The 15,646-nt window shown below is 36.4% G+C and carries 13 protein-coding genes; 4 read left to right on the top strand and 9 right to left on the bottom strand.

All coding sequences use genetic code 11. The annotated features are described in order from the left end of the window. The first annotated feature begins 23 nt into the window (after positions 1 to 23). Positions 24 to 1,106 (top strand): LCP family glycopolymer transferase, encoded by a 1,083-nt coding sequence (locus AC1RPY_RS06405; RefSeq protein ID WP_481761745.1) that lies wholly within the window; start codon positions 24 to 26, stop codon positions 1,104 to 1,106. A gap of 202 nt (positions 1,107 to 1,308) precedes the next feature. Further along, entirely contained in the window at positions 1,309 to 3,060 is a 1,752-nt protein-coding gene (gene spxB, locus AC1RPY_RS06400; RefSeq protein ID WP_481761746.1) for a pyruvate oxidase, read from the top strand. Positions 3,061 to 3,167: 107 nt separating this feature from the next. Here spxB and AC1RPY_RS06395 read toward each other — a convergent pair whose 3' ends face one another. After that, a complete protein-coding gene (locus AC1RPY_RS06395) occupies positions 3,168 to 3,506 on the bottom strand; it encodes a YxeA family protein (protein ID WP_481761747.1) in 339 nt (112 codons plus the stop codon). A gap of 173 nt (positions 3,507 to 3,679) precedes the next feature. On the opposite strand from AC1RPY_RS06395, the gene pepF reads away from it, so the two are divergent. Continuing rightward, the gene (pepF, locus tag AC1RPY_RS06390) at positions 3,680 to 5,488 is read left to right on the top strand and encodes an oligoendopeptidase F (RefSeq protein ID WP_481761748.1); all 1,809 of its coding nucleotides are present in this window, start codon (positions 3,680 to 3,682) and stop codon (positions 5,486 to 5,488) included. 46 nt (positions 5,489 to 5,534) lie between these two features. Here pepF and AC1RPY_RS06385 read toward each other — a convergent pair whose 3' ends face one another. From AC1RPY_RS06385 to AC1RPY_RS06350, 8 genes are all read right to left on the bottom strand, one after another. Next, entirely contained in the window at positions 5,535 to 7,970 is a 2,436-nt protein-coding gene (locus AC1RPY_RS06385; RefSeq protein ID WP_481761749.1) for a hypothetical protein, read from the bottom strand. A gap of 213 nt (positions 7,971 to 8,183) precedes the next feature. Then, positions 8,184 to 8,786: a pentapeptide repeat-containing protein gene (locus tag AC1RPY_RS06380; protein WP_481761750.1), complete on the bottom strand. Its 603-nt coding sequence runs from the start codon at positions 8,784 to 8,786 to the stop codon at positions 8,184 to 8,186. Positions 8,787 to 8,920: 134 nt separating this feature from the next. Further along, positions 8,921 to 9,262 carry an LPXTG cell wall anchor domain-containing protein gene (locus AC1RPY_RS06375; RefSeq protein ID WP_481761751.1) on the bottom strand — a complete coding sequence of 114 codons (342 nt, stop codon included), beginning with the start codon at positions 9,260 to 9,262 and terminating at the stop codon, positions 8,921 to 8,923. 93 nt (positions 9,263 to 9,355) lie between these two features. Next, entirely contained in the window at positions 9,356 to 10,027 is a 672-nt protein-coding gene (locus tag AC1RPY_RS06370; protein ID WP_481761752.1) for a WxL domain-containing protein, read from the bottom strand. Positions 10,028 to 10,068: 41 nt separating this feature from the next. Then, complete coding sequence (locus AC1RPY_RS06365) at positions 10,069 to 10,746, bottom strand: WxL domain-containing protein (protein ID WP_481761753.1); 678 nt, start codon at positions 10,744 to 10,746, stop codon at positions 10,069 to 10,071. Positions 10,747 to 10,776: 30 nt separating this feature from the next. Beyond that, entirely contained in the window at positions 10,777 to 11,493 is a 717-nt protein-coding gene (locus tag AC1RPY_RS06360; protein ID WP_481761754.1) for a WxL domain-containing protein, read from the bottom strand. Between the two features lie 49 nt (positions 11,494 to 11,542). Further along, complete coding sequence (locus tag AC1RPY_RS06355) at positions 11,543 to 12,175, bottom strand: WxL domain-containing protein (protein ID WP_481761755.1); 633 nt, start codon at positions 12,173 to 12,175, stop codon at positions 11,543 to 11,545. A gap of 200 nt (positions 12,176 to 12,375) precedes the next feature. Continuing rightward, entirely contained in the window at positions 12,376 to 13,932 is a 1,557-nt protein-coding gene (locus AC1RPY_RS06350) for a hypothetical protein (protein ID WP_481761756.1), read from the bottom strand. A 256-nt stretch (positions 13,933 to 14,188) separates the two neighbouring features. Between AC1RPY_RS06350 and AC1RPY_RS06345 the strand changes: the two genes are divergently transcribed. After that, positions 14,189 to 15,628, top strand: coding sequence for an amino acid permease (locus AC1RPY_RS06345; RefSeq protein ID WP_481761757.1), 1,440 nt, complete (start codon positions 14,189 to 14,191; stop codon positions 15,626 to 15,628). Positions 15,629 to 15,646: the final 18 nt, after the last annotated feature.

Here is a 15,646-nt window from a genome sequence, read left to right as displayed (position 1 = left end):
TAATTGGAGGGAATTTTATATTTATGCCTACTCGTAGAGAACTATATCAGCAGGAATCAATTGCAGATTCCACTTCTAATCCAAGTAAAAATCGTCACTCATCGTTGCCAAAAAATGGTAAGAAAAAACCAAATAAAAAACGTCGTCGTTTAATTCTTCTTTTATTGCTCTTACTTTTGGTCGGTGGCGGTATTTATGCATACAGAGCTTACGCAAACGCAAAAAAAGCAGCTGATTCAATTTATACGCCGACAAAAGTCGCTAAAGCTAGAAACGTTTCTTCAGTCTTAAAATCAGGCTATCCAATTTCAATTCTCCTTTTAGGAACCGATGATGGTGCGTTAGGCCGTGCAAAAGTTGGCGGTCGAACAGATACCTTAATTGTCGCAACTTTAAATCCTAAAACGGAATCAATGACGTTAGTCAGTTTACCCCGAGATGCAGAAGTTGCGGTTTCTGGTTATGAATCAGAATTCCCAAGTAAATTAAATTCTGCCTATGCTTATGGTGGTCCTGCTTCTGCTGTTAAAACAGTCGAGAAATATTTGAACGTCCCTATTGATTTCTATGCAACCATTAATATGGGCGGACTCGAAACATTAGTTAATGCGGTTGGTGGCGTTGATGTCACACCACCACTATCGTTCACCTATCAAGGTGCACACTTTAAAAAAGGTGTTAAAACTCATGTTAATGGTGCAGATGCATTATCTTATGCCCGAATGCGTCATGAGGATCCACTTGGTGATTATGGCCGTCAAAAACGTCAACGCCAGATTATCATGTCTGTTGCCTTACAGAGTACAAACTTACAAAACTTATTAAATCAAAAATTCTTAGACACGATGTCTTCTCAATTGAAAACAGATTTATCATTTGATGATTTAGTGACTCTAGGAACTAGCTATCGTGTTGCCACGCACCATTCAAAATCTGATCACCTACAAGGAACTGGAACCATGATTAACGGTGAAGCTTTTGAAGTCGCTGATACACCAGAGAAGCAACGTATTACCGATAAACTTAGATCTGCCTTAGATTTAGTTAAAGCAGAAACGGGCAATACTTTATTAACAAATTCAACAATTAACACAACTCGAAAATAATGACCTATACACTACTCGCATCATCAAGAAGGCAACTTCTGATGATGCTTTTTTATTTATATTGATTAAATTTCATATAGAAAATAGGTCCGTAAAAAAAATTTATTTTATTCATACATTTCATTTGTAAACGGTACCATAAAGTGTAATAATAGATGGTACAAGATACTTTGTTATTTAAATGAAAGTGGGGATTTATATTATGTCAGAAAAAATTAAAGCATCAATTGCAATGTTAAAGGTATTACAGGATTGGAAAGTTGAAAATGTCTATGGGTTACCCGGTGGATCATTCAATACAACAATGCGTGCTCTTGAATCAGAAAAAGAAAACATTAATTACGTTCAAGTACGTCATGAAGAAGTTGGGGCACTTGCTGCTGCCGCTGAAGCAAAACTAACTGGTAAAGTTGGGGTTGTCTTTGGTTCAGCAGGTCCTGGGGCAACACATTTATTCAATGGTTTATATGACGCACAACAAGACCATGTTCCTGTTCTTGCTTTAATCGGTCAGGTTGCTTCATCTGCAATGAACATGGATTCATTCCAAGAAATGAACGAAAATCCAATGTTTGCTGACGTTTCTGTCTATAATAGAACAGTTATGACTCCAGAAAGCTTACCTCGTGTAATTGATCAAGCTATCAGAACAGCTTACCAATACAAAGGTGTAGCAGTTGTTACAATTCCAAATGACTTTGGTTGGATGGATATCGACGCTGACAGTTATTACGCTTCAGGTCACAATTACACAACACCTATTTTACCTGAACCAAATGATTCAAAAATTAAAGAGGCTTTAGCACTTATTAAAGAAGCTAAACAACCTGTTTTATTCGCTGGTATTGGTACAAAAGGTGCTACTGATGAAGTAATTGCTTTCTCTGAACATTTTAAAATGCCTGTAATTATTACAGCTATCAATAAAGGAACTGTTCCTGATAGTTATCGTGCTAACTTAGGGTCAACTTACCGAGTTGCAACAAAACCTGCTGATGAAGCAATTGCTGCCGCTGACTTAGTTGTCTTTGTAGGAGCTGATTTACCTTTCTCACAAACTAAAAAAGTCTTAAAACCCGATATGAAATTTATCCAAATCGATATTGATGCATCAAAAATTGGTAAACGTCATGCAGTTGATGTCGCTTTACTCAGTGATGCTAAGAAAACATTAGCTCGCTTTGTTGAATTAGCTGGTGCTCCTGTTGAAAGTCGTCCATTCTTCGATGCAACTATTGAAGATATGGCTAACTGGCGTACTTACCTCAAGAAATTTGAGGACAAGACAACAACACCACTTCAACCTGCTTCTGTCTTTAAAGAAATCAACAAACATGCCACAGGCGATGACATTTTCGCAGTTGATGTTGGTAATGTTACAATGAATAGCTTACGTTACTTAGATATGAATCCTAAACAAAAATTCACAACATCTGCCTTATTTGCAACAATGGGTTATGGTATGGGTGCAGCAATTGCTGCTAAATCAGCCTTCCCTGACCGTCAAGTCTTTAACCTTGTCGGTGATGGCGCATTTGCTATGATTGTTCAAGATTTATTAACACAAGTAAAATACAAACAACATGTCATTAATATTGTCTTCTCTAACCAACATTTTGGTTTCATTCAAGATGAACAAGAAGATGAAGGTCAACCATTCTATGGTATTGATTTCAATGACGCAGATTGGGCACAAGTCGGAAGCGCTATGGGTACGCTTGGTATCTCAGTTTCTACACATGACGAATTAGTTGCCGCATTTGAAACAGCTATAAAAGCAGAAGGTCCTGTTGTTATTGATGTTAAAATCACTGACGACCGTGCCATCCCTGTTGAAGATTTAGCTGTCGATCCAAAACATTTCTCAGCTGAAGAAATCGCTGCTTACCGTAAACGTTACGAAGCAGAAGACTTACTTGTCTTAGATGATTTAATCGAGAAATACTCAAAATAATGCCCTCACGAATAAAATAGCTATTCCTAAGAGATAGTTATTTTTAAATAACAAAAGACTGTAATGAAGATAACTATCCTCTTCATTACAGTCTTTTTTTTTGGGTTCTATTTTAATTTTACAGGTAGATCTTTTTTTGAAACTTCTTCCCATGAAATAACACCTTTTTTTTCATTATAGGCTAATTTTAAATAGGCGCCTTGACGTAACGGTCTTTCTTTATTCCCATTAAACGTTAATTTCTTAGCTTCATTTTTAGTATTATAAGCCATTTGATTATAGCTATAATCGGCATACGTTTTTCCATTTTGATCCTTTTTAACCACTTTTTTACCTGTTTCTGTTATCTGTGTGTAGTAATCCTGAGTTGAGTAATTAGTCCTATAGTATAAGTACCCGCCGCCAACTAATAGAATAGCGATAATTAATACAATTATTTTTTTCATTTATTCTACCTCCTTTTATTTAATTCATAATCTCAAATAACCATGCATTAAACCACTAATTTGACTTGTACTAATCGAAGATTATCAAAAAATTATATTATAATCCTTTTTTACTCATTTAATTCTATATAATGATACAATACTAACCATACAAACATTAGGAGGTTACGATTATGACAAAAACTCACCAACTAGTTAATAGAAATGAAGTACCTGAAGCACTAACATGGGATTTAACAGCCATTTATCCAAATGATCTTGCATTCCAGACGGATATCGATTTAGTTCGTGACCTCGTTCAAACCTTTGTTTCTACTTACCATAGCCATTTAGGAGAACTAGCTCCAATTAGTACCGCCTTCAATGACTTGGAAGATATTTACACTCGCTTATCACATATTGAACATTATGCATTTTTACAGCAAGCAGTTGATATTACTGATGCAACAGCCAATCAGTTAATGCGCGATTTTGAAGCACTTTCTGCCGAAATTACGACAAAACTGGTTTTCTTTGATATTGAATTACTAGAAAATCCAGTTAAATTATTGGACGACGTTGTTGCAACAAATCCAAAATTAAAAGCTTATATTCGTCAATTAAAGAAACAAAAAGAATTCCAGTTAAGTCCTGAGGTTGAACAAGTCCTTGCGACCTTCCAACCTAATTTTTCTGCACCAGAATCAGTTTACGGTCAAACTCGAGCAGCTGATATGGACTTTTCTGATTTTGAAGTAAATGGTGTGACATATCCAATGTCATTTGTTTTATATGAAAATACGTACCAATACAATCCAGACGCAGCTATTCGTCATGCAGCATTTAAAAGCTTCTCAACAACATTAAATCATTATAAGCATACAATTGCGGCTAACTATTATAATCAAGTATCTATGGAGAAAAGAATTGCTACTTTACGTGGCTATCATTCAGTTTTTGATTACTTATTAGCAGAACAAGAAGTTGACCGTTCATTATTCAATCGTCAAATTGATACAATCATGACTAAATTAGCACCTGTTATGCAAAAATACGCTGCACATGTCAAAGAAGTTCGCGGTTTAGATAAAATGACCTTTGCTGATTTACAAATCGATTTAGATCCTGATTTCGCACCAGAAGTTTCAATTGAAGAAGCTAAGAAATATGTCAACGATGCAGTTGCGCCACTTGGATCTGACTATCAAGCCATGGTTGCTCGTTCATTCCCAGAACGTTGGGTTGATTTTCCACAAAATATTGGTAAGGAAACGGGTGGCTTTGAAACAACTCCTTATGGCAAACATCCTTATATTTTAATGTCATGGACGAACGAATTAGCCGATGTCTATACTTTAATTCATGAGCTCGGTCATGCAGGGCAAGCCATTTTAACACAGGATAACCAATCAATTTTGGGTAGTGAACCTTCTACTTATTTGGTTGAAGCGCCTTCTACATTCAATGAACTATTACTAACAAGTTCAATTGAAAATCAATCAAGTGAACCTCGCTTAAAACGTTTTGCTTATTCAAAAATGTTAACGAATACTTATTTCCATAACTTTGTGACCCATTTACTTGAAGCAGCTTACCAACGTGAAGTTTATCAACTCATTGACGCTGGACAAGGATTTGATGGTGATCAATTAAGTGAAATTAAACGTCATGTCCTTGAAGCATTCTGGGGACCAGATGTTGAAATAAATGACGGTGCTGAACTAACTTGGATGCGCCAATCACACTATTACATGGGCCTCTATTCATACACATATTCAGCAGGTCTTGCCATTTCAACACAAGCACACTTGAACTTATTGAAAGATCCAGAAAATACGACAGAAGCTTGGCTTGCCTTCTTAAAATTAGGTGGCGAATTAGCCCCAATTGAAGCAGCTAAAGTTGCAGGCGTTGATATCACTACGGATGAACCTCTCAATCAAACAATTCAATTTTTAGATGATACCGTGAATAAAATCATTGCTTTAACGAAAGAAATTTAAAAATAAAGGAGAGACACTAAAAAGTTTAGTGTCTCTCCTTTATTTTTTATGCAGGTGGTGTGTTACTTAATACCCATTTTACCTGGGCTGTATATGAACCGCGATGGATTTCACTTGGATCTGCTTTAACCAAAACACCCGCATCTTTGTCCCATGGTACGGTTGTCGTTTTTGTCGTTGATGTTCCTGACAAAATTTCAAGACTTGCCGAACCTAAAACTTGAGCCTTATCTCCGGCTGTTGCTCGATACACAATCGCATCTTTAATTGTATTACTATCTGAAGTAAGATCACTTGCTGAAACTGACAACTGCCAAGTCCCAGGTAATGATGTTTCTAATGCTACAGAAAAATCAGTTTGACGAGGTAATATTGTCGTTTTTCCTGGAATTTTAGTTGTCCCAAAATTTAAACTACCGTTAGTTGTTAGTCCCATTTTACCTGAAACAACGACAGTAATAGTTTTCACGTCAGATTTATTACCGTCTGTATCGACAGCATAAACAGTTAAAACATGACTACCAATTGCTAAGTTATCTGGTAATTTGTAAGTTCCAGAATGGTCCTGACCAGCTTTTACGTTATCATATGTTTCCATTAAAACAGGTGCATTTGACCCTTCTTGATAGTACGTTTTAATGGTTGCACTATCATCAGACTCATGGTAACTCAAAGAATAAGGCGCATTCACTGTTGTACCACTATCATCTAAAGTAAACGTTGGTTTATTAGAGTTCACAATAATATCAGCCGTATATGACGTTGTTTGGTTCCCATATTGATCAGTTGCCATCACAGTATATGGGTTTTTACCAACCTTTAATTGACTACTTGGAACGCTAACACTAAATTTACCGTCTGTTCCGACGTTAGCTGATACTGAGTAACTACCATTGACTTTAATTGCTGCAGTTGTCGTTCCTGCTGGGAAAGTTCCCCCAAGACTTGAAACTACTGTTCCGGCAATAGTTGCTGCTTCATTTTGATTAACCTTGATGTCATTAATTCCTGATATCGTTAATGTTCGTGTGCCTCCAATTGTGAATTTGGCTGCATTTGATTGGATAACCGCATTAGATCCAGAAAATTCACTTACTGGACTATTAACAACTGTATCGGCTGCAACTTTGTCAGCAGTTCCTGTAAGTGTTACTTTTGCACTTGAATACTTAGCTGTTGATAAATCATTCTTAAGGACCTTAACAATTGCCCCATTTGACATCTTTGTTAAATCAATGGTTTCTGAGTCCGTTGCTGCCCCTGAATAAGTAATTGTTCCCGTTTTTAACGTCACATTATTGGGAACCTTCAAGCCAGCACTAATTGTTTTCCAATCTTGTTTACCACCTAAATATTTTAAATTTGTTACAAAATCTAATGAATCTCCAGAGTGTACTAGACCATCATTAGTAACATCTTTATTTTTTTGAGTTGTATCTGTTACTGTCTGAGTTGCAGTTGCATCAACTAAACCTGGAACTTTTTCAAACATTATCAAGTTAGTTTCATAACTACCACCCGTTGATCCAGTAAATCCCCAACGAACTGCGCCATTCGAATTGAATTTAGCCTTATCAATTGACACAGTCGCGCTCTTACCTGTTGTCATAACATTTGTTTTTGGATTTTTATCATCAATTGTGTAAGTCATAGAGCCTGTTGTACTCGTTCCAGCAGAATATTTCAACGTCAAATGATGCCATAACGCGTTAGATAGATTTGCTCCGTAATCAATTAACCCAAGGTGATTTTGATAGTAAAAATAGGCGGTGTGTATTGGAAAAAAACCCGAGTCTTTACTATCCCGTGTATAACTATTAGTATCTGCAGGATAACCACTAGCTATGTGATTACCTGTGACAGCAGTATAATCAAAGCTATTCCCGGAAGTTTGACCCCCATTATTAAAGGTATCGAACTCTAACGCCCAACTGTTTTGTATCCCTGTTTTAACTAGTTTCGAAACATCACTATAACCTGATGTTGTTCCAAAAATACCCTCAGGTAGTATATCATTAGCCCAAACACCTAATGTTTCACCACTACCAGTTGAAATAGCTGCATTTCCTTTAGCATCATTTTGTAATACTAATGCCATACCATCTCCGGCTGCAGCGCCTCCATTACCAAGATATACCCACATTGACGCTGTTGAATCTTTGTTCAAATCGAATGTATTACCATCAGTTGACCAAACAGCTGCCTTTTGATCTTTATTATCAGTAATTGTTACGACCGATTTTGTAGCAGCATTTGCATCCGTTGTTATGACATTTCCAGACGTTAAATTAACTGTTTTACTAACTTCAGATACACCAGCCCCAGTTCCGCGTTGAAATATACCATTCAAAGTGATCCCACTTGGCGCGGTCTGTATTGCATAATTATAATCTGTTTCTGCCGACACACTTGAAAAAGTAGCTAAGAAAGTCGCCGCTAAAACAAACACTAATAAATTTATTTTTTTATGATTAATCCCCATAACCCGCACCCCATTCTCTATCTTTATTACTTATAGTATACGCTTAAATAGAATTAATATTATCCATAAATTTCTTATAAACGCTCATTATTTGATGGTTTTAGGGTCCTTTTCAGGTAATAGTTATTTAATCCTGTATGCCAATTGGTATACCAGTATTCGTCAGCTATAATGTATCATTAAATAAAAAAGTAAGCTTACAATATTGTAAGCTCACTTCAATTTAATACCTAATAAAGCAACTAAAATTGTTGCCTGGTAAGCATTAATCGTTAATCCACGAACCAGCTTAGGATCCAGTATAACTGTTTCAAATTCACTCTCAGAGAAATCCACAGACTTCATGTTGGTCTCAATAAAATCGCAACCTTCAATATTACTTTCAGGGAATGTTAATTTCTTCTTGATTTCAACCGCTTGAAAACTGGTTTCTTTTAAATCACAACGTCTAAATTCAACTTCTTGGAAATTAGCGACACTAAAATTAGAATAGCTTAACTGACAATCTCTAAATGTCGTTTCTTTAAAAACAGTACGATTAGAAAAGTCACACCCCATCATCCGACAGCTTTTAATTTCAGTTCTAAAAAAATAACTTTCATTAAATTCTGCGTTCAAAAACTCACAATGATCAATTACAGTATCTAACCATTCGCTACGCACAAAGTCAGTTTGTTCAAAGGTACAATGATCAAAAGTGACTGAATCAACTCGTACTGTCTCAAAAGAAGCCTCAATCGTACAATTATGGTAAGTTAATCCATATCTAATATCATCAAATGAAATGGTTTGTCCTTCAACAACTTGATTATCCAAAATAATTCACTCCTAAATGTTTACTTAAAACGCTATTTATAAATTTTAACATATTTATTCACAAATACTTAAGACCTTTTTTAGTTAGAAGATAATAAAAAAGATAAATCAGATTATTCTGATTTATCTTTTCTTTAACCTTTATTTTCTTTTTTATCCTTTTTAATAAAGAATAATAGTAGTGCTCCTAATATTAGAACGAATCCTACTAAGACAACCATCACAGATTTTTCTTCATTTGTCTGTGGTAAAATACCACCTACAGATGATACTGAGCCTTTTATGTCTTTTTCAGGATTAACAGTCGTTTTTCTTTCAGGTACACTAGTTGGTTGTGTCACTTTGGTATTCTCTTTAAAACCGATAGTCACATTCGTAGAACCGGCTTCGGTTGTTGCCGCACTAACCATTTGATTAGTATTCAGCATGACAACTCCCAAAAGTAACATTGCTATAATCATAATCTTTTTCTTCATGAGACTAACCTCCCCCAAGGAATACTTTAAAGATTCTTGTTAAAAAGCATTATATAGTGATTGCCACCATATAATGCTTTTTAAACAACTTATTTAAGCAGGTACGTCAGAAAGTGTCCAGTTCATTTTTGTTGAGTAAGCTTCTGCTTTAGCAACACCAGCAGGGACAGTTAATGAAATGTCTCCAGCTGCAAGTGTATCAACAGTAACACCACTACCAGTATCTTTAACAGCATTTAAAGCAACGCCAGCTGTTGTTAAATCTGTAACAGCATTTGAAACAGCTGTAGTTGTTCCAGTTGTTGCTTCAGCAACAACTACTTTACCTTTGCCTGTTGAAAGAACAGCACCAGTTAATTCATCACTACCACTCTTAAATTGGTCAGCTTGAACAGAAAGTGCCCAACCAGCATTTGTTCCACGAACATCCCCAACTTCAATAGCAAGATCTTTTGCTGATTTAACAGTCAATGCTTTTGTAGGAATTTCAATATCTGAACCAAAGTCTACTGTTTTTGTAGCGTAGACAATAGCAAGGTTACCACTATTACCAGTTCCACCACCATCACCAGGATCTGTTGGGTCTGTTGGGTTTGTTGGGTTAACTGGAGGGATTACTTGTCCTTCATCGCCAGCCTTAAACGAAACACTAGCATCAGTTGATGCACCTTGAGCAAGTGTTGCTGCATTTACATGACTTGAAACTGCTAAACCTGCACCTAAAATTGTTGCTGCTAATAATGCACTTGTTAAACCTTTTTTCATAATCTAATCCCCCATAATTCTATCTTTTTTATTGTAAATAATTAAACAGCTGGTGTATCTGATAAAGTCCATGTTAACGTTGAAGCATACGCGATATCTGCTTTAGCAACGCCAGCTGGAATTGTTAATTTAACATTTTCTTTTTTAATGTTATCAACGTTAATACCTGCACCAGCGTCTGCTGTAGCACCAAGAACAACCCCAGAAGTTGTTGTATCAGCAATTGCTGATGACACTGCATGGTTAGCTGTAGAACCATTACCAACTGAAACAGCACCTGCGCCTAAACTAATTGCAGCGCCGCCAAGTTTTTCTGATTCATCAGCGTTAGCTAATTGCTTAGAACTTACTGATAAAGTCCAACCAGCATTTGTTCCACGAACATCACCAACTTCAACTGCAACATCTGTATCAGACGTTAAGTTAACCGTATTTGCCGTAATTTCATTTTCAGTACCAAAACTAATTGCTTTAGTAGCATAGATAATAGCAAGATTACCACTGTTACCAGTATTACCGTTATCCCCAGGTTCTGTTGGTTTTGTTGGATCTGTTGGGTCAACTGGAGGGATAACTTGTCCTTCATCGCCAGCTTTAAATTGAACACCAGTTGTTGTTGTTGCAGGTGTCATATCAGCAGCGTTTACGCTACCTGATACTGCTAAGCCTGCACCTAAGATTGTTGCTGATAATAATGCACTTGTTAATACGTTTTTCATAATTTATTTCCCCCGAATTTGTTATTTAATTTAAACAGCTGGTACGTCTGAAAGACTCCAGTTTAACGTTGTTGCATAAGTATCAGCTTTAGCTGAACCTGCAGGAATTGTCAAAGTCATGTTGTCTGCACGAATCTTATCTGCATTTAAACCAGCACCTTCGCCTGTTTTAGCTGATAAGACAGTTCCACCATCAGTAACCGCTGCAACTGCAGCAGCTGATGCAGGTGTTGGTGTAGCACCGGTACCAATTAAGGTATTATCACCTTTACCTAAAGCTAAGACAGCTCCAGCTAATTCGCCAGACTTTGTACTTTTGAATTGATCTGCTTTAACTGATAATGTCCAACCAGCATCTGTTCCTCGAGTATCGGCAACTTGAAGAGAAATAAAGTTACTACCTTTAAGGTCTTGTTTACTTGCTGAAACAGGTACAGTAGTGCTAACAGAACCAGTTCCATCATCTTTTGGAATCCCAAATGTTACAGCCTTTGTTGCATATACAATTGCTAAAGGACCAGCATGTCCTGTTTCACCGCCACCACCATCACCAGGATCTGTTGGGTCAACTGGGTCTGTTGGGTCAACTGGGTCTGTTGGATCTGTACCTGGTGTAAATGTTACTGAACCGTCAGTTGTTGCACTATCTGGTAAGACAGTATCTGCAGCATTTACGTTACTTGATACTGCTAAACCTGCACCTAAAATTGTTGTTGCTAATAATGAACTTGTTAAACTTTTTTTCATAATATATTTCCCCCAAATTTTTTTAATATTTCACCCGACTCTAACCTAATTAAGCAGGAGCGTCAGTCAATGTCCAAGTTAATGTTGTTGAGTATGCAGCAGCATGTGCTGTACCACCAACAACCCCTAAGTTAATACCCTTTTGTGCATAACTTGTTGTAGTTTCCCCTGCACCTTTGTCAACAGGTGCACTAATTGTTGCACCACCATCTAAGACGTTGCCTGTAGCTGTTGCTGTTACCTCAGGTACGTCACCAATATTATTCGATGCAGTACCATCAGGGAGTGACAATGTAGCACCTTCTAGTTCTACAGATTTAGCTGTAGGATCAGCAACAGTATCTACAACACTCATAAATGGTGTACCACTAACCTTAACGCTCCAACCAACAAATGTTCCACGAAGATCACTAACACTTACATTAATACCACTATTTGAATTTAATGTAGTATTCGCTGCAGAAATTGCTTCTTTACCAAAATCAACTTTACTTGTGACATTTGTAATTGACAATGATGCACTATTAGGATCTGTTGGATCTATTCCGCCAGCTGTAAACGTGGCACTTGCCGTTGTATCTTTTGATGTAGCAGTATCTGCTGCAGATACCTTACTTATTGTTCCGAAACCTAATACCACACCACTAATCATTACTGTTGTTAATAAAGTTTTTTTCATCATTGTTTCCCCCATTTTTCGTATACACTCACTATAGTCGATATTTGACCTAAAAACGGTCAATATTTCATGGTTAAGTGTTTTCTTTTGACAGTCATAATTACTTAATTCTTATTTAGTTATTCTTTTCTATAAAATTATAATACCAAAATTATTTCATTTAAAACGACCAACATTTACGTGTTAGGTGTCATTTTTTGACGTTATTTTACTGGGACACTTGATAATGTCCAATTCAAGTCTGCTTTATAGGCAGTTGCTCTAAGCTTTGATGGATCTGCCTTTAACAAAATACCGGTTCCATCATCGTTAAACTCCTTTCCTGTATCATTTACACCATTACCTGATAAAACGGTTATGCCAGCATCATTAATGATTTGCTCTGTAGCATTGGCATCACTTTTAAAGACCAAAGCATCTGGATCATCAGTTAATCCTGTTGATTTTACAGTCAACACCCAGTTACCGGCATCCACAGCTGAAAGGTCCACATTAAGACCAATTAATGGTGTTAAATTGGTTTTTTCATTTGGTATTTTAATTTTATCTCCATAATTTAAATTATTAATGCTATTAATTTTTAACGTTTTAGTTGGTTTTTTAACATTAAGGATGAATTTTTTAACAGTCGCATTACCTTGATCATCCGTTGTTGTGACGGTTATTGTATGTTGTTTAACCGTCAAGTCGGTCATCTTAATCGTATTAGTATGATCTTTACCTAGCGTTTTACTATTATCGTACTCCTCCTTATATTGACTGGTGTGTGCTACATCACCATAAGAATCTGTAATTTGAGTTGTTAAGGTCGTTGCATGATCACTATTCACCGTGTAGCTCACTGGGTACTCAGTACTTGCGACATCAACTACTGGGATATCCGTATTAGTCGTACTGTCTAATTTATCGCCTGCAATTGCATCTACTTTAATCTTAGGATTTGGTATGGTTACAATGATAGTTCCCTTAGTTGGAAAACTAGTTCCCCCACCTATTACTCTTGTAGCTGTAAGCTCAACTTTATTTTCCCCAATTGCTAGATCAGAATTTTTAATTGTAACTGGTGCTTGCATGAGTGTTTCTATTGGATCATACGATGTTGGATGAAAAGGTGCGTAAATTGTTGCCGTACTATCTGGTTTGGTTACTTGCACATTGAATACGTAGTTATCTAAAGATACGGCAGGATAGTACCCAGGTGATCCTTCTGGTGTTCCTGAGCCATCAACGCTATTTCCATTACCCGCATCATCCTGACTATAAAATAGGTCAGCTAACGCTGCATCTGCAGGCATTATTGTTGATTCTTTGCTAAGTACATCGTCAATGCTAATCGTTTTTTTACTTCCACCCAGAAACATCCCTACAATCTCTGCATTTTTATAATCATCAAATAACGTACGTGTTGTGCTACTTTGTTTTTTAGCCTGTTCTACTTGTTTCTTTTCGTCTTTTTGACTATCTAGTTTTTCACTAGATAGTGTAGACGACGCTGATTCTGAACTTGTTGCATTTGTCGTATCAACTTCTGAATCTATTTTTTCATCAGATACACTACTACTTGAGCTACTAGAATCTGCCTTATTTGATTCTGTTGATTCACTTAATACATTTTCTAAAGTTTGCTCTTTTATAGTCGCAATACTTGAACTAGTTGCTTCTTCTTGTTCACTTGCTGATATAGTTTCATTCAACGCTGTTCCCCCGAACAACATCATCGCACACAAACTACCTATCACAATTCTATTTTTTGGTTTCATAATAATCCCCCAGGATTCTCTTTTTAGTTTATGTCGTTAACCAATTACCGTTATAATATCATCTATATTCGGTAGACAACATTCAACATTTGCGACCTAGATGTGTTTTTTTGACATTTTAATCATAATTATATTTACTTCTTATAGTATGTATCACAAAATTTGATTGTACTTTATTTCATTTTTCTTTATACTTAACCATAGCTATCACTGCACCAGTATCATAAAATATTTTATCCATATGGAGGCTATTATTTTGCTAGAATCAGAAAAAACATTACGTTGGTATAACGTTGCTTTAATTGCATTCGTTTCCGTTTGGGGACTTGCAAATGTCTTTAACAACTTTGCTAACCAAGGACTCACTGTTATTACATCTTGGATTTTAATCATGATTTTTTACTTTGTTCCTTATACTTTAATTGTTGGTCAATTAGGCTCAACATTTAAAGATGCCAGCGGTGGTGTGTCTTCATGGGTGAAAGAAACTTCAACCAAGAGACTTGCCTACTATGCAGCTTGGACTTATTGGGTCGTACATATTCCTTACCTAGCACAAAAACCACAAGGTATTTTAATTGCCTTTAGTTGGTTATTCAAAGGTAACGGAAATTTCGTTAATGAAACTTCTGCTATGACCGTTTCACTTATGGGCTTAGTCATTTTCATTTTCTTCTTATGGATTGCCTCAAAGGGACTTGCTACTTTAAGTCGAATTGGTAGTGTTGCCGGAACAGCAATGTTCGTTATGTCATTATTATTCATCTTGTTGGCAGTTTCAGCGCCATTCATGACGCATGCTAAAATTCAAACACCTGATATGGGTGCCATTAAATCATATCTACCTAACTTTAACTTCGCCTACTTCACAACGATTTCAATGTTAGTTTTCGCTGTTGGTGGTGCTGAAAAGATTTCTCCCTATGTTAATAAAACAAAAAACTCAGCTAAAGAATTTCCAAAAGGAATGTTAGCATTGGCCGCAATGGTTGCCATCTGTGCTATTTTAGGTTCGTTCGCTATGGGATTCTTATTTAACGGAACTAACATCCCTGATGATTTAATCACAAATGGTCCTTACGAAGGTTTCTTACGTCTTGGTAGTTTCTATCACGTAGGTAATTTATTCATGATTCTATACGCAATTGCCAATGCGATGGCTCAAATTTCAGCGCTTGCTTTCTCAATTGATGCACCATTAAAAATTCTTTTAGGTGATGCTGATCCAAACTTCATTCCTAAAAGCTTGTCAAAACTTAATAAAAAAGGAACTCCCGTTAATGGTTATGCCATGACTGGTGTTTTAGTTAGTATTTTAATTATCATTCCTGCAATCGGGATTGGTAACATGAACGCATTATACAAATGGTTATTGAACCTAAATGCGGTTGTCATGCCTATGCGTTATCTCTGGGTATTCTTCGCTTACATGCTATTAAACAAACAATTGAAGAATTTCAAAGCCGGTTACAAGTTTGTTAAGAATCCTGTCGTTGGTTACATTGTTGGTGCTTGGTGTTTCTTATTCACTGCATTCGCTTGTATCCTAGGAGTTGTTCCTAAATTAAACTACTCAGATAGCCCTTCTAACTACTTGTTCCAATTAACACTTAATATTGTCACACCACTTGTCTTAGTTGCATTAGGTTTAATCCTCCCTGCAATTGCACGTCGCGGTAACAAAAAAGCCCTATAAAATTAATCTTAACTAAAA

The organism is Dellaglioa sp. CoH-56-MRSF-12 (assembly GCF_056782075.1).
This window is presented reverse-complemented; position numbering and strand designations above follow the sequence as displayed.